This is a genomic window from Hymenobacter nivis (genome assembly GCF_006439025.1).
In the GTDB taxonomy this organism is placed as follows: Bacteria; Bacteroidota; Bacteroidia; order Cytophagales; family Hymenobacteraceae; genus Hymenobacter; species Hymenobacter nivis_A.
Genome location: NZ_RCYZ01000002.1, coordinates 598,717 through 618,386, shown reverse-complemented (window position 1 = coordinate 618,386; position 19,670 = coordinate 598,717). Strand labels below are relative to the sequence as shown.

Below are 19,670 nucleotides of genomic sequence, written 5' to 3'. Positions count from 1 at the left end.
CGCGGCACTACTGCCGGGCTTACCGGGGCCCTGGTGCTTGAAATATATCTATTATCTTAGTTTATACTCTTTCCAGTTAGCGCCTGGGTTTTGCTGGCCCGCAGGGGCCGCGCTGGAAATATAATTACCAATTCTGAGCGAAATTTGTATCAGCAGTGGTGGCCTTTTATTTTATTAACACTTATCGAAGGCTAATAAATTGCCTTTATTCAATTGATTACTAAATACTTACTTCTTGATAAGAAGCACATATTAGCGGCGGCACTTATGGGGCTGTCGGGTGGGGCCTTGGCACAAGCGCCGGCCCGGCCCGACAGCATTACGGTGGCCATCGAGCCTACTTACAACGACGTGACGGCCGTGCACCGCTGGCTGCTGGGCTCGAGCTACCGGCAGCAGTGGGCGGCTCCGGTGAAGATGCGCGTGTTTCACCTGGCTGCCGAGAAGGGCGGGCTGAAAATACTGGAGCGCGGCGGCGGACTGCAAACCAAGTCGCTGCGGATGCAGGACGCCACCGGGCAGCAGTGGGTGCTGCGCACCCTGCAGAAGTACCCCGAGCGGGGCCTGCCGCCCGCGCTGCGGCCCACCATCGCCAAGGATATTTTGCAGGACCAGGTATCGGCCTCGCACCCTTACGCGGCCGTGGTGGTGCCTCCGCTGGCCGCTGCCCTGGGCATTCCGCACGCCAACCCAGAAATCGTGTACGTGCCCGACGACCCCGCCCTGGGGCCCTACCGCGCCGATTTTGCCAACCAAGTGTTTCTGTTTGAGGAGCGCGAGCCGCTGGATGCCGACAAAACGGACAACACCGTGAAGGCCCAGGGCCGCCTGCAAAAAGACAACGACAACCGCGTGGACCAGGCCACCGTGCTCCGCGCCCGCCTGCTCGACATGCTGCTCGGCGACTACGACCGCCACGAGGACCAGTGGCGCTGGGAGCGCCGCGCCACCGCCAAAGGCAGCGTGTACGAGCCCGTGCCCCGCGACCGCGACCACGTGTTTTACAAGCCCACCGGCCTGCTGCCCTCCACCCTCTCGCTGCACTTGCTGAAGGCCAACGTGCAGGGCTACAACAGCCACATCCGCTCCATCAACCGCTGGAACGACAAGGCGCGCGACTTTGACCGCTACTTTTTGAACGGGCTGGGCGAGGCCGACTGGCGGGCGCAAGTGGCCTACGTGCAGCAGCACCTGCCCGACAGCCTGCTGGTGCGGGCGGTGCAGCAGCTGCCGCCCAACATTTACCAAATGGGGGGCCCCCAGCTGGTTCGCAACCTGATCGGGCGCCGCAACGACCTCACCAAGCAGGCCCTGAAGTACTACCGCTTCCTGGCCCGCACGGTGTCCATCCCGGCCTCCGACAAGCGCGAGCGCCTGGAGGTGGCCCACGAGGCCGGCGGCCGGCTGCACGTCACGAGTACCAAAATCAAGCAGGACGGCACCGCCGGGGCCCTGCTCTACGACCGCACCTTCGACCCGGCCGTGACCCGTGAGCTGCGCCTCTACGGGCAGGGCGGGGCCGACAGCTTTGCCGTGACGGGCACGGCGCACTCCCCCATCCGGGTGCGCCTGATTGGCGGCACAGGCGACGACACGTTTGCCGTGGACGAGGGCCTGCACCAGCGCAGCAAGCTCCTGATTTACGACCGTTCCGACGAGCCCAACACGCTGCCGGCCGCCAGCCGCGCCCGCATCCACACCGCGGCCGACAGCGCCGTAAACCGCTTTGAGCCGCTGGGCTTCAAGTACGATTTCTTGCAGCCGCTGTTCTTGGCTGGCTACAGCAAGGACTACGGGGTGCAGCTGATTGGCAACTTCATCTACCAAAAGCAGGGCTTCCGCCGGGCCCCTTACGCCTCGCGGCAGAACCTGCTGGTCAATTACGGCTTCGGCAACAACTCGCTGCTGCTCAGCTACACCGGCGAGTTCAAGCGGGCCGTGGGGCGGCACGACCTGCTGGTGAACGTGGTATCCAAGGGCCCCAACTACACCAGCAACTTCTTCGGCGTCGGCAACGAAACCGAGTTCATCAACGAGGGCAACCGGCGCATTCGCTACTACCGCAGCGTGTACAACCTGGTGACGGCCGACGTGCGCCTGAGCCAAGTCTACGGGCGCTGGCACGTAAGCGCCGGCCTGCTTGGCCAGTATTATTCGAGCAGCCGCGAGAAAAACGAGGACCGTTTTCTGAGCCGCTACGACGCGCAGCACCCCGCCGACGAAGTGTTTGCGCCCCAGCTCTACGGGGGCCTCGACGCTACCGTCACCTTCGACACCCGCGACAAGGGGCTGGTAGCCCGCCGGGGCGTGTACTGGACCACCGCCCTGAGCGGGCTGCGCCGGCTCGACGCCGACGTGCACGCGCTGGGGCAGGCCCTCACCGAGTTCACCTTCTACGCCAGCCCCACGCGCGACTCCAGCCTGGTCATCGCCAACCGCACCGGGGCGGGCATCACGCTGGGCAAGGCCACTTACTTCCAGCAGCTCAAGCTGGGGGGCCCCCAGAGCCTGCGCGGCTTCTACCTGTGGCGCTTCACGGGCAACAACATGGTGTACAACAACCTGGAGCTGCGCCTGAAGCTGCTCGACTTCACCTCCTACCTGCTGCCCGGCACGCTGGGCCTGGTCGCGTTCAACGACGTGGGGCGGGTGTGGTCGCCGGGCGAAACGTCCAGCAAGTGGCACGACGGGTACGGCGGCGGCCTCTATTTTCTGCCCGCGCAACTCCTGCTGGTGCAGGCCGTTGTTGGCTTTTCCAACGAAGGCACCTACCCCTACATCTCCGCCGGGTTCCGGTTTTAGCGCCGCGGGGCCGCGGGGCTAGGCTGGCCGGGGCCTCCAGGGGCTCCGGCCAGCCTTTTTTTTGGCCGTACTAAAATATCTCACTTCGCCGTTCGTCACCGACCTTTGCCGGCCCTTTGCGCGGGCAGCAAGTGCGCCCCGCCCTGGGCATAACTTTTTGCTCGCTCCTTGTTATACCTTTCCCGTGCGAATGAAGGCGGCCTGAATTCCTTGCCAAGCAACCGGATTTTGCCAGGCCCCGCAGCCGCCACTTCCCCCATACCCACCGCTTACCCTTTTCCAATGAACAACCAACAAGGGCCACTTGCCCCCGCTGAAGGCAAACTAGGCATCCTGCTCCCCGGCATGGGTGCTGTGGCCACTACCCTCATCGCCGGCGTGCTGGCAGCGCGCAAAGGCACCGCGCAGCCCATCGGCTCGCTCACGCAGATGGGCAAGCTCCGCACGTCGACGGGCAACCCCCTGATCAAGGACTACGCTCCCCTCACCCCCCTCGACGACATCGAGTTTGGCGGCTGGGACGTATACGAGGACAACGTGTACGAGGCGGCCCTGAACGCCGGCGTGCTGGATTACAAGACGTTGAAGGGCGTGCGCGCCGAGATGGAAGCCATTGTGCCGATGAAGGCCGCCTTCGACCTCCACTACGTGAAGAACCTGGATGGCACGCACATCAAGACCTACACCACCAAGGAAGACCTGGCCCAGCAGGTAATCGACGACATCCGCAACTTCAAGGCCGAGCGCGGGTGCAGCCGCTTGGTGATGGTGTGGTGCGGCTCGACGGAGATTTACCACCAGCCCACCGAAACGCACCGTACCCTGGCGGCCTTTGAGGAAGGACTGCGCAACAACGCGTCCAACATTGCCCCGAGCATGATTTACGCCTACGCCGCCCTCAAGGAAGGCGTGCCGTTCGTGAACGGGGCCCCCAACCTGACCGTGGACGTGCCCGCCCTGCTGGAGTTGGCCGCCACTACCCAGACGCCCGTAGCCGGCAAAGACTTCAAAACGGGCCAGACCCTGATGAAGACCATCGTGGCCCCCGGCCTCAGCGCCCGCTCGCTGGGCGTGCGGGGCTGGTTCTCGACCAACATTCTGGGCAACCGCGACGGCCTCGTGCTCGACGACCCGGACAACTTCCGCACCAAGGAGGTATCGAAGTTGAGCGTACTCGACAGCGTGTTCCACCCCGAGGAAAACCCGGAGCTGTACGGCAACATGTACCACAAGGTGCGCATCAACTACTACCCGCCCGCCGGCGACAACAAGGAGAGCTGGGACAACATCGACATCTTCGGGTGGATGGGCTACCCGATGCAGATCAAAATCAACTTCCTCTGCCGCGATTCCATCCTGGCCGCGCCGCTGGTGCTCGACCTGGCCCTGTTCATCGACTTGGCCAAGCGCGCCGGCTGGTCAGGCATTCAGGAGTGGCTCTCGTTCTACCTGAAGGCCCCGCAAACCGAACCCAATATTCGTCCCGAGCACGATATCTTCAAGCAACTCGTGACGCTGCACAACACCCTGCGCCTGCTGATGGGCGAAGAGCCTGTGGCCGCCGCCAGCCAGGAGGTTTACCAAGACGGGCCCCAGGCTTAGGTAACGACCACTTTTAGTCGTGTTTAAGCTAATTGCCTCCGTCCTGGGCATCGGGTACTCGAAGGGCGGGGGCACGGTGGCGGCCGCCGCCACCTGCCTCGCGCTGTACCTGGCCCGGGCCGGGGGCCCCACGGTGCGGCCCTGGCCAGCGGTTCTGCTCACGGCGGGGCTGCTGGCTGGGGGCACCCTGGCCGCCCAGCGCGTGGAGGCCGAGTGGGGCAAAGACAGCTACCGCGTCGTCATCGACGAGGTGGCGGGCATGTGGGTGGGCCTGCTGCTGGTGCCCATCACGGGGCCCCGGCTGCTGCTGGGGCTGGTGCTGTTTCGGTTTTTTGATATTGTCAAGCCCCTGTTCATCAAGGATATGGAACGCCTGCCAGGCGGGGTAGGCGTGATGATGGACGATGTGCTGGCGGGCGTTTATACCAACCTGCTACTGCAAACCGCCGTGCAACTCGGCTACGTATAAAGGCCGTGCGCTACCCGACAATCCTCAAGGCGCAGGCGGCTTCGGCGGTCAGCACGGCCGTCGATTTCTTGGTCACCATCGGCTGCGTGGAGGGGCTGCACGCTTGGTATTTGCTGGGCACTGTGCTGGGCAACGCGGCGGGCGGTGCTACTAATTTTTACCTCGGCCGGCACTTCGTTTTTAGGGCCCCGGAGCAGGGCGCACCGGCCCAGGGTGTGCGGTACTTTATTGTGTGGCTGGGCAGTATGGCATTGAACGCCGCTGGGGTTTATCTGTTTACCCAGCTATTGCACCTCAATTATGTGTACAGCAAAGTGGTGGTTTCGCTGCTCGTAGGCGTGGGCTTCAACTACTTTTTGCAGCTGCACTTCGTCTTTAGAAAGCCATGAAACCTCTGTTTAGCCAGCCCCGCGGCTTTGCCGTGCCTTATTGGCTGGTGCTGCTACTGCTGCTGGGGGCCCCAGCCGGGGCGCGGGCCCAGACCCTGCTGCGGGGCGTGGTGACCGACGCCAAGACCAAGGAGAAGCTCCCCTTCGTCAGCGTGTCGGTGCCGCAGGCCGCCATTGGCACCAACACCGACGAGAACGGGCGCTTTACGCTGCAAGTACCGGCCCAGTACACGTCGGTGGCCTTCACGTACTTGGGCTACCGCACGGTGGTCAAAACCTTCGCCGCCGGCCAGGCCCAGGACCTCAACGTGCAGCTGGCCACCAACACGGCGCTGCTCAACGAGGTAGTAGTGAAGGGCACAAAGGGGCCCCGCTACAAGAACAAAGACAACCCGGCCGTGGCCCTCATCCGCCAGGTAATCGAGCACAAGGAGCAAAACCGCCCCGAAAGCTACAACTACGTCGAGTACGAGAAGTACGAGAAGATGACCTTCTCGTTCAGCAACTTATCCGACAAATTCAAGGACCGCAAGATTTTCCGCAACTACCAGTTCCTGTTCAAAAAGCAGGACTCGCTGGCGGCCGGCGGGGTCAACATTTTGCCCATCTACATCGAGGAAAAGCTCGCCCGGGAGTACTACCGCAAAGACCCCGAGGCGCGGAAAACCATCGAGCTGGGCAACAAGCAGGTGGAGTTCGACAAGCATTTTATTGACAATGAGGGCCTCAGCACTTATTTCAATCGGATGTACCAGGACATCGACATCTACGCCAACAACGTGGCGCTGCTCGGCAACCAGCTCCTGAGCCCCATCGCCAACAACGCGCCCACCTTCTACCAGTTCTACATTTCCGACACGCTACGCCAGCACGTGCCGCAGCTCGTGGAGCTAAGCTTTTTCCCGCGCAACAAGGGCGACATGCTCTTTGCCGGGAAGCTCTACGTGACGCTCGACGGCAACTACGCCGTGCAGCAGGCCAACCTGTCGGTGGACAAGCGCATCAACCTGAACTTTGTCAAGAGCCTGAACGCCAACCTCCAGTTTGCCGAAAACCCCGACAAGCGCTACCACCTGAGCAAGAGCTTTTTGGGCATTGACTTCGGCCTGTCGGACAAAGGCTCGGGCTTTTACGGCGAGCGCACCGTGTCGTTCGACAAGTACCGGGTGGACCAGCCGGGCCCCGCCGGCGTGTACGAGGGCCCCGCGCGCGTGCCCGTGGACAGCCTAGCCCTGCGCGACCCCAACTTCTGGCAACTCAACCGGCCCGACAGCCTGACGCTGAACGAGCGCGCCATCTACAAAAACGTTGATACTCTTCAGACCATCAAGTCGTTCCAGCGCACGCTCACGCTGTTCACGTTCCTCATCTCGGGCTACAAATCGTTCGGGCCCTTCGAGGTGGGGCCCTCCAACACGTTCTACAGCTTCAACCCCGTGGAGGGCTTTCGGCTGCGCGTGGGCGGCCGCAGCACCCCCGAGCTCAGCAAGCGCATCTACTTCGAAACGTACTCGGCCTACGGCTTCAAAGACGAGAAGTGGAAGTACTTTCTGAGCTCCACCTACGCCCTCAACGGCAAGTCCATCTACACGTTTCCGCAGCACTTTGTGCGGGCCAGCTTCCAGCGCGACACCCGCATTCCGGGGCAGGAGCTGGAGTTTGTGCAGGAAGACAACTTCCTGCTCTCCTTCAAGCGTGGCGTCAACGACCGCTACCTCTACAACGACGTGTACCGGCTCGACTATATCCGCGAGTTCCGCAACCACTTCTCCTACACCCTGGGCTTTAAGAAGTTGCAGCAGTCACCGGCCGGGGGTCTGTACTTCCGCAACGTTGTGGGCGACCAGCCCAACCTGGTCACTACCCTGGCCACCGCCGAGCTGTCGGTGCTGTTGCGCTGGGCCCCCAACGAGAAGTTTTACCAGGGCAAGCTCTACCGCTCGCCTATTATCGGGCCCTATCCCATCTTCACGGCGCGGCTGGCCACGGGCATCAAGGGCTTTTTTGGGGGCGAGTACAACTACCAGAACCTGGCCGCCAACGCTACCAAGCGCTTCTACCTCTCGCAGCTGGGCCATGCCGACGTGACGCTGGAGGGCGGCTACGTGGTGGGGCAGGTGCCGTTTCCGCTGCTCGACGTGCACCGGGCCAACCAAACGTACTCGTACCAGTTGAATTCGTATAATTTGATGAATTTTCTGGAGTTTTCGAGTGACCACTACGCCAGCCTATTCATCGATCAAAATTTCAACGGGTTCTTTTTCAATAAATTGCCCCTTATCAAGACCCTCAAGCTGCGCGAAACCGCTTCGCTGAAGCTGCTCTACGGCGGCATTCGCGCCGAAAACGACCCGGCCCTGCACCCCGCGCTCTACCAGTTTTTGCGCGATGCCCAGGGCCAGCCCACTGCCTTCGCCCTCGGCGCAATGCCCTACGCGGAAGCCAGCGTGGGCATTGCCAACATTTTCAAGCTGTTCCGGCTCGACATCGTGAAGCGCCTCACCTACCTCAATAACCCGAACGTATCGGAGTGGGGCCTGCGGGGCCGCTTCAAAGTCGACTTTTAACCTCCCCTCGCATGACTTTCGACGCCCTCCGCAACGCCCTGCAAGCCGGGATTTATACCGTCATCAACCCGTTTGTTCGCCTGCTCATCAAAATCGGCTTCACCCCCAACGGCGTGACCCTTACTGGCTTGGCCCTGAACGTGGGCGTGGCCGTGCTGTTCATCGTCGGCGGCGAAGAGGGCAACCGGGGCGACCTGCGCTACGTGGGCTGGGGCGGGGCCCTGATTTTGTTCGCCGGGCTGTTTGACATGCTGGATGGGCAAGTGGCGCGCCTCGGCAACATGAAAAGCGACTACGGCGCCATGTTCGACTCGGTGCTGGACCGCTACAGCGAGCTGTTCACCTTTATGGGCATCTGCTACTACCTGGTGGCGCACCACTACCTGCTGAGTTCGCTCTTCACCTTCATCGCCCTCATCGGCTCGATGATGGTGAGCTACACCCGCGCCCGTGCCGAGGGCCTGGGCGTGGAGTGCAAGGGCGGCCTGATGCAGCGACCCGAGCGCGTAGTACTCATGGGCGTCAGTGCGTTAGCTTGCGGCGTTGCTTCGGCGTTCATCGGCGGCGACTACAAGCTGTTTGTGCCCGGCGTGCCGTTCCACGTCTTCGAAACCATGTCCATCCTCACCTTGCCGCTCGCGGTGCTGGCCGTGCTTTCCAACATTACGGCCGTGTCGCGGCTGCTGCAAGCCAAGCGCGCCTTCGCGCTACGGGCGGCCCCGGTGGGGGCCCCAGCGGCCGCCCCCGCCCCCAAGGTGGCCGCGCCGGCCGCACTGCTGCTGGCCGCGGCGCTGTTCTTCAGCAACCCGTCGGTGGCGGGGGCCCCGGAGCCGCGCCTGGTGTTCCCCACGCCCAGCGGCGTGGCCAACCAGCTGTTTTATTTGCAGCGCGAGCCCAACACCAACACCGTCATCTACCAGCTGAACGTGAATAGTGCGGGCCAGCTCGACGAAGACGAGCCCATCAACGTGTTCTGGATTCGATACCCCGAAGGCGGCCAGCGCAAAGACCTGAACTTCATCCAACGCAAGTTTGCCTACGGCCTCAGCGCCAAGCATGTGGGCCCCAACAAGTTCGAGCTGAAGTTTGCCGCCTACGACAAGGTGCCGTTCTACCTGATGAAATCCGGCGTGGACAACGCCTACCACGTGTTTACGGTGGTGGGCAACAAGCAAATTGCCCTCACGCGCGTGTACCTGCACATCGAGGGCGGCACCTTTTGGGTGCCCAACGTCAAGTACATTGAATTCAAAGGCTGGAACGCGGCCACCCGCGAGCCCACCGTGGCCCGGGTAGACGTGTAGCGCCGCTCCCATTCCGTTTCGCCCGGGGCCCTACCGATGCCCCGGCCAGCCCGCATTTATTACCGCATGCTCCATTCTTCCTCCGCCCCGGCCGCCGGGCCAGCGTCCCGCCAAGGGGCCCTGCTCGTGCTAGGGCTGTCGCTGGCGTACCTGCTGCTTTCCTATTTATTGATTGGCTTCCGGCCCGAGCAGTTGGTGCTGGTGGGGCTGTGCAACGCTTGCTACTTCCTCTCGGCTACCACGCGCCGGTTCATCACCGGGTTTTCGATTTTCGTGGTGTTCTGGGTGCTCTACGATTACCTGCGGGCCTTCCCCAACTACACGTTCCGGGCCGTGGACGTGGCGCCCATCTACCACGCCGAAAAGGCGCTCTTCGGCATCGGTTACCACAGCCAGCTGCTCACACCCAACGAGTTCTGGTTGCGCCACCACACGGCGTTCCTCGACGTGCTGTGCGGCATTTTTTACCTCTGCTGGGTGCCCATTCCGCTGGGCTTTGCCGCCTACCTGTTCTTCCGCAACCGCCGGCTATTCTTCGAGTTTTCGCTCACCTTCTTGCTGGTCAACCTGTTGGGCTTCGTCATTTATTACCTGCACCCGGCCGCGCCACCGTGGTACGTGCAGCAGCACGGCCTCACGTTTCAGCCCCTGGCGATGGGCAGCACGGCGGGCCTGGCCCGGTTCGATGCCTTTTTCGGGGTGAGCATTTTCAAGTCCATCTACGCCAAAAACGCCAACGTTTTTGCGGCTATGCCCTCGCTGCACTCGGCCTACCCGGTCATCGTCATGTTTTACGCCGTGAAGAACCGGTCTGGCGTATTCAACCTGGTATTCTTCACCATTATGCTGGGAATCTGGTTCGCGGCGGTGTACACCAGCCACCACTATGTGCTGGACGTGCTGGCCGGCATTTGCACCGCCCTAGTGGGCATTACCCTGCTGCGCCTGCTGCTGGCCAAAAGCGCAGCCTTCAACCGTTTTCTGGCCGCTTTTATGCGGGCCACGGCGCCGGCCGCCTAGGCCCCCCGGGGCCCCACCGGCCAGCGCGGGCCGCGGGAAAATGGCCTTGCCCCCGCACCTTGTGGCGCTGGCCTGCGTTAAAGTAGGCGGTTGGCTTCGGCCGGCCTTTGGTTACGGGTAACTTTTGGGGCCCCGGCCCGCCCGGTTTTCGGGGCCCGCTCACGCATTTCCATTCGATTCTATGGCTGTTATTTCCAACGGCAAAGCCACGCCTGGCGGCACCCACCACAAGAAAATTGGCAAGCCCGTGCTCGACGAGCGCCTCACCCCCACCGCCATTCCGGCCCACAAGCTGGTGTTGCGCCAGCTGCGCCGCTCCGATTTCAAGGCCATTAAGGGCATCATGGACAAGGTGTACTCCGGCATGGAGGGCTCGTGGGCGGCCGACGAGTTTTCGGCCCTGCTGCGCAAGTTCCCCGAAGGCCAGATCGGCATCGAGGACAACGGCACGCTGATTGCCGCCGCCCTGGCCATCATCGTGGATTACAGCAAGTTTGGTGACAAGCACACCTACGCCAAAATCACCGGCAACGGCAAATTTGACACCCACGACGAGGGCGGCGACACGCTCTACGGCGTGGACGTGTTTGTGGACCCCGAGTACCGCAACCTGCGCCTGGGCCGCCGCCTCTACGACGCCCGCAAGGAACTGTGCGAGAACCTGAACCTGCGCGCCATGGTGGCCGGGGGCCGCATTCCCGGCTACGCCGCTTACGCCAACGAGATGACGCCCGCCAAGTACGTGGAGATGGTGCGCAACATGGAAATCAAGGACCCCATCCTCACCTTCCAGCTGAGCAACGACTTCTACGTCCGCAAAATTATCCGCGGCTACCTGCCTTACGACTCGGAATCAAAGGCTTACGCGACGCTGCTGGAGTGGATCAACGTGTACTACGACGAGGACTTCGACAAGCTGATTGGCAACCAGAAGTCGAACGTGCGCATCGGCATTGTGCAGTGGCAGATGCGCGCCACGGCCAGCCTGGAAGATTTTTACCAGCAAATTGAGTTTTTTGTGGACACGGTGAGCGGCTACAAAGCCGACTGCGTGCTGTTCCCCGAGTTCTTCAACGCCCCGATGATGGCCCTGACCAACGAGGAATCGGCGGCGGCGGCCATCCGCGGCATGGCGGCCTTCACCGAGCCCATCAAGGTGCGGATGATGGAGCTGGCCGTGAGCCACAACATCAACGTGATTGCCGGCTCGATGCCGGTGTACGAAGATGGCAAGCTCTACAACGTGAGCTACTTGTGCCGCCGCGACGGCACCGTGGACGAGCAGTACAAGCTGCACGTGACGCCCGACGAGGCCAGCTACTGGGGCATGCGCGGCGGCGACAAGCTGAAGTGCTTCGACACGGATTTCGGCAAAATCGGCATCCTGGTGTGCTACGACGTGGAATTCCCCGAGCTGAGCCGCCTGCTGAGCGACGAGGGCATGAAAATTCTGTTTGTGCCCTTCTGGACCGACACCAAGAACGCATACCAGCGCGTGCGCATCTGCGCCCAGGCCCGCGCCATTGAAAACGAGTGCTACGTGGCCATCACCGGCTCGGTGGGCAACCTGCCGCGCGTCGAGAACATGGACATCCAGTACTCGCAGTCGGCCGTGTTCAGCCCCTCCGACTTCGCCTTCCCCCACGACGCCATCGTGGCCGAGGCCACCCCGAACACGGAGATGACCCTCATCGCTGACCTCGACCTGGACTTGCTCAAAGACTTGAACACCAGCGGCGCCGTGCGCAACCTGCGCGACCGCCGCAAGGACCTGTTCTCGCTAAGCTGGAGCAAGAAAGCCGCCGAGCGCGACGAGGAGCTGCTGGCCCAGGGCGAGGAGCGCGCCCCCAAAACCAGCCGCCGCAAGGCCGTATCCGCCGGTTAGGCCCGGGGCCCCATTAATGCAACGACCAGAAGCGGTCGGGCCCAGCGTGGCCCGACCGCTTTTTTGTGGGGCCCCACCGCCGTGCGCCGGCCGGCGCGTGTCCCGCGGCCGGCTCCTACCTTCACCCCTCCCAACTGCTGCGGGGCCCTGGGGCCCCCGGTGGTTTTTCCCGTCTTCGCCCTTGCCGTCTGTATGACTTTGCTCGTGATTTTGCTGGCCGTGCTGGGCCTGGTGGTGCTCATCAACTGGGGCAAGGTGAATGCATTTCTGGCGTTTTTGCTCGTGACGCTGCCCGTGGGCTTTGCCCTGGGCCTCCCCGCCGACCGCCTGCTGGCCGCCGTGTACCAGGGGCTGGGCGACACGCTGGGCTCGGTGGTGGTCATCATCGTGCTGGGGGCCATGCTGGGCAAACTGGTGGCCGATAGCGGCGCTGCCCAGCAGATTGCGGCCGTGATGATCCGGGCCTTCGGCACCAACAACATCCAGTGGACGCTGATGGCGGCGGGCTTCATCATCGGCATTCCGCTCTTTTATAATGTCGGTTTTTTGCTGATGGTGCCGCTGATTTTTTCGGTGGTGTACAAGTACAAGCTGCCGGCGGTGTACGTGGGCCTGCCCATGTTGGCCTCGCTCTCGGTGATGCACGGCTTCCTGCCGCCGCACCCCGCGCCCACGGTGCTCGTGGCGCAGTTCCACGCCAACATGGGCCTCACCTTTGTTTACGGGCTGCTGGTGGCGGTGCCGGCTATTATTTTGGCGGGGCCCCTGTATTCGCGCACGCTCAAGGGCATCGTGTCGCGGCCGCTGGCGGGGTTCGTGGCCGACGACCTGCCCGAGAGCGCGCTGCCGGGGCGCGTCAATAGCTTCGTGTCGTCGCTGCTGCCGGTGCTACTGCTGCTGGGCGTGGCGGGATTGCGGCTGCTGCTGCCGGCGGGCAGCGCCTGGGGCCCCGCGCTGGCCTTCCTCGCCGAGCCCACCGTTATCCTGTTAGTATCGGTGTGCGTGGCCACTTGCACGCTGGGCCTGGCCCGGGGCAAAACCATGCCTGCCATCATGGAGGCCTACGGCAGCGCCGTGAAGGACATTGCCATGATTCTGCTCATCATCGGCGGCGCGGGGGCCCTCAAGCAAGTGCTGGTGGCCAGCGGCGCGAGCACCGAAATTGCCGCCGGCCTGCAGGGCACCGGCCTGCCGCCGCTGCTGCTGGGCTGGCTCATTGCGGCCGTCATCCGCGTCAGCCTGGGCTCGGCCACCATTGCCGGCCTCACCGCCGCGGGCATGATGCTGCCCACCATGGCCCAGTCGCACGCCGACCCCAACCTGATGGTGCTGGCCATCGGGGCGGGCAGCCTGCTGCTCTCGCATTTCAACGACGGCGGTTTCTGGCTGTTCAAGGAGTATTTCAACCTCTCAGTGAAAGACACCCTGCGCTCGTGGACGGCCATGGAAAGCATCGTGTCGGTGGCGGGCCTGGCCGGTGTGCTGCTCCTGAACTGGGCCCTGCCGCTGGTGGCGCCCGGGCTGGCCCACCACTAGGGGCCCCGGCGCAGCAAGTTTCCCACAAGCCGGGGCCCTAATTCCTTGGCTACGTTGGGTTTTTTGCCCAACTTTCCGGGCCGGCCGTCCGTTTCAGCGGCCCGGCTTTGCCGGGGCCCGGTTGCCGGGCTTTTCACCCTTCTTTTATTTCCATGCAACGCATTCTCATCACCGGGGCCAATCGCGGCCTGGGCCTCGAGCTTACCCGTCAATACCTTGAGCGCGGCGCCCACGTGCTGGCCGCCAGCCGCCAGCCCGACGCCGCCCGCGAGCTGCAAGCCCTGCGCCGGCAGTACGCCGAGCGCCTGACGCTCATCACGCTCGACGTGACCGACGACGCCTCCATTGCCGCCGCCGCCCAGGCCGCCGCCCAGGCCGTGGATGGCCTCGACGTGCTCATCAACAACGCCGGCGTGTACCAGCCCGGCGGCAAGGGCCAGCCCCTGGGCCAGCTCTCGGCCGCCGCCGCCGTCGAAACCTTCCGCATCAACGCCGTGGGGCCCCTGCTGGTGGCGCAGGCGCTGCTGCCGCTGCTGCGGGCCGGCGGCAAGGCCCGCATCGTGAGCATCTCCTCGGGCCTGGGCTCGCTCACCTGGAAAGCCTCCGGCGACCCTTACCACTACAGCGCCAGCAAGGCCGCCCTGAACATGTACATGCGCAGCCTGGCCGCCGAAGTGGGCCACCAGGGCATCCTTTCCGTGGTGGTGGACCCCGGCTGGATGCGCACCGGCATGGGCGGCGACCACGCCACCCAGGAGCCCGCCGACTCGGCCCGCGGCATCATCCGCCTGGCCGAGCAGCTCCACGCCGAAGAGAACGGCAGCTTCGTGACCTGGCAGAACCAGCCCGTGCCGTGGTAGGCCGCCGCTGCTGCGCTGCCAAAGCAATGTTTAGCCACTGATTTGCGCAATATCACGCAGCATATCACGCAAAATAATTAAATAGTGCGCTCTCCATTGCATTATATATGCTAACGTGTCGCACCCTATGCCGAGAGGGTGGTTGGCCGAAATAATGACTGTTTAGCGCCAGCAGCCCTTCCTGTGAAAGGGCAGAATCGGAATACAGTGTACTATTTAGCGCAGGGGCCCTGTTGGCCGAAATCCGCTGGGCGCGGGATTCGGCCAACAGGGCCTTTTTTATTTTAAATTAATCACTCGGTGTATTCAATAAAAATAACGACTTAATTTACTGTAAAACAATTATTTATACTAATCCTATGAATATATTATGATTTAATTGTGAAGGAAAGGTGTAGTGGTTCAGCTTGCGCAACTATATTCGCAAGCTTAGTCACCATTTATCACACAATTAAACTCATGAGAAGACTACTACTGTTGTTTTTTTCCCTGCTCCTGGTCTTCGTGGCGCAGGACCTCCGGGCCCAGGGGCGCGTTGTATCGGGCACCGTATCGGGCAACGACGGGGCCGCCATTCCGGGCGTGACGGTGGTGGCGAAAGGCACTTCGCAGGGGGCCTCCACGGACGCCGAAGGCAAGTACAGCTTTTCGGTGCCGGCCGCGGCCACGTCGCTGGTGTTCTCCTTTGTGGGCTACGACAGCCAGGAGGCGCGCATCGGCGACCGGTCAATCATTAACGTTAAGCTGGTGGCCAACCCCACCGGCCTCGACGAGGTAGTGGTGGTGGGCTACGGCACGCAGAGCCGCCGCGACCTAACGGGCAGCGTGGCCACCATCGCGGGCAAGGAAATTGCCAACCTGCCGGTGCAGAGCTTCGACCAGGCCCTGCAAGGCCGGGCCGCGGGCGTGAGCATCACCACCCCCAACGGCGTGCTGAACAACCCGCCCGTGATCCGCATCCGCGGGGTAAACTCCATCTCGCTGAGCGGGGGGCCCCTGATCGTGATTGACGGCATTCCGGCCTTCAGCGGCAACAACTCGGCGGTGGGCAGCGTGCCCAACAACCCGCTGAGCAACCTGAACCCCAACGACATCGAGAGCACGGAGGTGCTGAAAGACGCCTCGGCCACGGCCATCTACGGCTCGCGGGCCGCGGGCGGCGTCATCCTCATCACCACCAAGCAGGGCAAGCGCGGCCAGAGCAAAATCAGCTACGACGGCTGGGCCGGCTGGGTGAAGCCCGTGCGCCTCTACGACGTGCTGGGGGCCCAGGACTACATGATGATCAAGAACGAGGCGGTGCGCAACCTGAACGCCAACCGCGCCGCCATTATGCAGCCCGCCACCAACGTGGAGGGCTTCCGGCCCACGCTCGACGCCAACGGCAACACCGTGGATACGCGCTGGTACGACTACATCTACCGCACGGGCTTCTCGCAGAGCCACAACGTGAACTTCTCGGGCGGCACCGACAAAACCACCTACTACACATCCGTCGGCTACACCAAACAGAAGGGCATGCTGAGCCAGAACCAGTTCCAGCGCCTGTCGGGCCGCCTGAACGTGGACCACAAGGTGTACAAGAACTTTACGGTGGGCGTGCGCTTCGGCTACTCCAACACCCAGAACGCCTCGCCCAACTCGGGCTCGGTGGCCGACGCCGCCTTCGGTACGGCCGGCCTGGGCCGCCTGCCGCTGGTGCTGCCGCCCAACATTCCGGCCCGCAACCCCGACGGCACTTACAGCGTGAGCGGTGCGGGTGTTGGGCCGGGTGCCAACGTCAACCCCACCTCGACCACCGGGGCCCCCTTGCTGCCCGGCTACTACAACCCGCTGGTGGATTTGGAGAACAACTACTTTAATTCGGACGGCAGCGAAATCCAGGGCAGCGCCTATGCCAACTGGGAGGTGGTGAAGGGCCTGAGCCTGCGCACGAGCTACGGCATCAACAACATCTCGTTCGAGGACAAGTCGTTTCAGACGGCCTTGGCCGGCGACGGCTACTCCACGGGCGGCGCGGCCAGCAACTACTACCGCACCAACAAGCGCTGGAACTGGCAGAACACGGCCCAGTACGACCGCACGTTTGGCGAGAAGCATAACTTCTCGCTGCTGGCCGGCAACGAGCAGCAGGTAACCAACACCCAGCGCTGGGGCGCCACCCGTACCACGGTGGCCGACCCGTTCTTCACCAACTTCCAGGGCAACTACACCAACATTGCCGCGTCGGGCAACTTTGTGGGCACCAACTACTTGGTGTCATTCTTCGGCCGGATGAACTACAACTACGACCGCAAGTACCTGCTGTCGGCCAGCTTCCGGCGCGACGGCTACTCGGCCTGGGGCGACCAGAAGTGGGGCAACTTCTACGGCTTATCGGCAGGCTACGCCATTTCGGAGGAGAATTTCTGGAAGAACGCTTCTTTTGCGCAAGCCTTTAGCTTCCTGAAGATTACGGCCAGTTACGGCAGCGTGGGCAACAACCAGGGCATCGACGACTTCGTGACGCTCTCGACCTACGGCTCGGGCCTGTACGCTTCCAACGCCTCGCTGGGCTACTCCAACGCCGGCAACCGGGGCCTGACCTGGGAAGTGAGCAAGAAAACCGACATCGGCCTCTCGTTCGGCTTCCTGCAGGACCGCTTGCAGGGCGACCTGGCCTACTACCGCAACCTGGTGGACGGCCTGATCCTGAACGTGCCCCAGGCCCCTTCCAAGGGCATCCCCAACAACTCCATCGCTGCCAACATTGGCTCGATGCGGAACGAGGGCGTTGAATTCAGCCTGCGCTTCAACGCCATTCAGAACAAGCCCTTTACCTGGACGGTGAGCGGCAACGTGACGACGCTGAAGAACCGCGTGCTGGCCCTGGCCACCGAAGGCCAGCGCATCGGCACGGCCACCTCAGGCCTCGAAACGGTGAACTACACCCAGGTAGACCACTCGGCCGGCGAGCTGCTGGCGGTGAAGTCGCTGGGCGTGAACCCGGCCAACGGCCAGCGCATGATCCAGAAGGCCGACGGCACCGTGGTGCAGTACAACCACCAGGGCACCACCGGCGCCGGCTCGACGGGCTGGACCCTTGTATCGGATCCCCGGGTAAACGTTTCGGCCCCCACGCAGCTGGCCGACGGCCAGTACTACGGCCCCGTGCTGCCCACCTGGTACGGCGGGTTTGACAACACGTTCCGCTACAAGGGCATCGACCTGGGCGTGTTCGTCCAGTTCTCGGGCGGCAACTACATCTACAACGGCACGAAGGCCGGCCTGCACGACCAGCGCTTCTGGAACAACCAGACCGACATCCTGAACCGCTGGACCTCGGCCACCGAAACCCCCAACGCCGAATGGCCCCGGGTGGTGTACGGCGACAACGTGTCGAACGGCTCGGCCCTCATCATGTCGTCGAACGTGGAGAAGGGCGACTTCGCCCGCCTGCGCAACGTGTCGCTGGGCTACTCCTTCACCCCCAACACCATCACCCGCCTGGGCATTGCCAGCGCCCGCGTGTACGTGCAGGTGCAGAACGCCGCGCTGCTGACGAAGTACTCGGGCATCGACCCGGAGATTTCCTCCAACAGCACCTCGGGCCAGAGCAGCAACACCGGCGCGGGCGTCGACCGCAACTCCGTGGGCCAGGCCCGCACCTACACCGTCGGCTTCAACATCGGTTTCTAAACGTCCTTTTCATTACTTACGAATGAAACTATCTATAAAGAACAAGGCAACCGCGGCGGCCTGCGCAGCTTTTCTGGCCCTGGGCACCTTTTCCTGCCAGAACGACCTGCTGAGCCCCGTGCCCACCACGGCGTTTTCTGACCAGGTGGTGTTCAGCACCCCGGCCCGCATCGCGCTGCAAGTCAACAACCTGTATGCCTACGTGAAGACGGGCAGCTTCCTGGGGGGCCGCTACCAGATTTACGGCGACATCCGGGCCAACGACTTCGTGAACCGCACCTCGAACGGCGTGACCGGGCTGGGGGTGTGGAACCACACGCTGACCGAAGCCTCGCAGAACGACGTCATCAACACCTGGGGCGCGGCCTACGCGGCCATCAACCAGGCCAACGTATTCCTGGCGGGCCTCGACAATAACGCGGCGCTGTTCGTGGCCCCCACGTTTGCGGCTGATTATGCCACCACGGCCAACAACTACCGCGGCGAGGCCCGGCTGCTGCGCGCCCTGAGCTACTACTCGCTGCTGCAATTGTACGCCCGGCCCTACACCGACGGCAACGGCAGCAAGCCCGGCCTGCCCCTGCGCATATTGGCCGAAACGGGGCCCCAGAACAACGACCTGGCCCGCAGCACGGTGGCCGAGGTGTACGCCCAGATTCTGAGTGACCTCAACTTTGCCGAAACCAACCTGCCCCTGACCTACGGCAGCGCCACCCTGAACGTGACGCGGGCCCACCGCAACACGGCCATCGCCCTGAAAACGCGCGTGTACCTGAGCATGGGCCGCTACGCCGACGTCATCACCGAAGCCAACAAGCTGGTGCCCACCGCGGCGCCCTTCGCGGCATCGAGCGGCGTGGCCAACGCCCTGAACGCCTCGGTAACGGCCGTATTTGCCGCGCCCCAGGAAACGGCCGAGAGCATCCTCTCCTTCCCCTTCACGGCCCAGGACCCGCCCGGCACGCAGAACCAGCTGGCTTTCTACTACCTGCCCGCCTCACTAGGCGGCGGCGGTGAGTACGGCCTGAACACGGGTGCGGGCAGCATCTACGCCAACACCAACTGGGCCGCCACCGACGCCCGCCGCGTCAACTTCGTGGCCAAGTCGGGCACCGAGTACTTCCTCACCAAGTACCCCAACGGCACGCCATTCATCGACAAGGCCCCCGTCATCCGCTACGCCGAGGTGCTGCTGAACCTGGCCGAGGCCCGCGTGCGCTCCACCAACACCGTGGACGCCCAGGCCCTGGTGCTGCTGAACGCCGTGCGCAGCCGCTCCAGCGCCACGCCCTACACCGCCGCCGGCCTGGGCACCGTGGCCGCCACCACCGACGCGCTGCTGCTCGAGCGCCGCATCGAGTTCCTGGGCGAGGGCCTGCGCAACATGGACCTGATGCGCCTCGGGGCCACCATCCCCGGCAAGGGCTCCATCGGCGCCGTCGAGCCCACCAACGTGCTCTACGTGTGGCCCATCCCGTCCACCGAGCTGGCCACCAACGCCCTGATGACCCGCAACTAGGGCCCCCAGCGGGTGCGCTAAACGCAAAAAGGCTTGCCC

General features: G+C 63.3%; 12 protein-coding genes. All 12 read left to right on the top strand.

Annotated features, from left to right (window positions below; genetic code table 11):
- Window positions 1–267: 267 nt before the first annotated feature.
- Window positions 268–2,802: a BamA/TamA family outer membrane protein gene (locus EAH73_RS07130; RefSeq protein ID WP_140465782.1), complete on the top strand. Its 2,535-nt coding sequence runs from the start codon at window positions 268–270 to the stop codon at window positions 2,800–2,802.
- A gap of 282 nt (window positions 2,803–3,084) precedes the next feature.
- On the top strand, window positions 3,085–4,404 hold the full coding sequence (locus EAH73_RS07125; protein ID WP_140465781.1) for an inositol-3-phosphate synthase: 1,320 nt from the start codon (window positions 3,085–3,087) through the stop codon (window positions 4,402–4,404).
- Between the two features lie 19 nt (window positions 4,405–4,423).
- Complete coding sequence (locus EAH73_RS07120; protein WP_140465780.1) at window positions 4,424–4,873, top strand: phosphatidylglycerophosphatase A; 450 nt, start codon at window positions 4,424–4,426, stop codon at window positions 4,871–4,873.
- A gap of 5 nt (window positions 4,874–4,878) precedes the next feature.
- Window positions 4,879–5,262 carry a GtrA family protein gene (locus EAH73_RS07115; protein WP_161599466.1) on the top strand — a complete coding sequence of 128 codons (384 nt, stop codon included), beginning with the start codon at window positions 4,879–4,881 and terminating at the stop codon, window positions 5,260–5,262.
- A complete protein-coding gene (locus tag EAH73_RS07110; RefSeq protein ID WP_140465778.1) occupies window positions 5,259–7,829 on the top strand; it encodes a DUF5686 and carboxypeptidase-like regulatory domain-containing protein in 2,571 nt (856 codons plus the stop codon). Before EAH73_RS07115 ends, EAH73_RS07110 begins: the two co-directional genes overlap by 4 nt.
- A gap of 11 nt (window positions 7,830–7,840) precedes the next feature.
- On the top strand, window positions 7,841–9,133 hold the full coding sequence (locus tag EAH73_RS07105) for a DUF4833 domain-containing protein (protein WP_140465777.1): 1,293 nt from the start codon (window positions 7,841–7,843) through the stop codon (window positions 9,131–9,133).
- Between the two features lie 66 nt (window positions 9,134–9,199).
- The gene (locus EAH73_RS07100) at window positions 9,200–10,153 is read left to right on the top strand and encodes a phosphatase PAP2 family protein (RefSeq protein ID WP_140465776.1); all 954 of its coding nucleotides are present in this window, start codon (window positions 9,200–9,202) and stop codon (window positions 10,151–10,153) included.
- Between the two features lie 181 nt (window positions 10,154–10,334).
- A complete protein-coding gene (locus EAH73_RS07095) occupies window positions 10,335–12,038 on the top strand; it encodes a bifunctional GNAT family N-acetyltransferase/carbon-nitrogen hydrolase family protein (protein ID WP_140465775.1) in 1,704 nt (567 codons plus the stop codon).
- 192 nt (window positions 12,039–12,230) lie between these two features.
- A complete protein-coding gene (locus EAH73_RS07090; protein ID WP_140465774.1) occupies window positions 12,231–13,574 on the top strand; it encodes a gluconate:H+ symporter in 1,344 nt (447 codons plus the stop codon).
- A 152-nt stretch (window positions 13,575–13,726) separates the two neighbouring features.
- Window positions 13,727–14,434 (top strand): SDR family oxidoreductase, encoded by a 708-nt coding sequence (locus tag EAH73_RS07085; protein WP_140465773.1) that lies wholly within the window; start codon window positions 13,727–13,729, stop codon window positions 14,432–14,434.
- Between the two features lie 459 nt (window positions 14,435–14,893).
- Window positions 14,894–18,112 (top strand): SusC/RagA family TonB-linked outer membrane protein, encoded by a 3,219-nt coding sequence (locus tag EAH73_RS07080; RefSeq protein ID WP_140465772.1) that lies wholly within the window; start codon window positions 14,894–14,896, stop codon window positions 18,110–18,112.
- A 22-nt stretch (window positions 18,113–18,134) separates the two neighbouring features.
- Window positions 18,135–19,631 (top strand): RagB/SusD family nutrient uptake outer membrane protein, encoded by a 1,497-nt coding sequence (locus tag EAH73_RS07075; protein ID WP_140465771.1) that lies wholly within the window; start codon window positions 18,135–18,137, stop codon window positions 19,629–19,631.
- The last annotated feature ends 39 nt before the right edge of the window (window positions 19,632–19,670 follow it).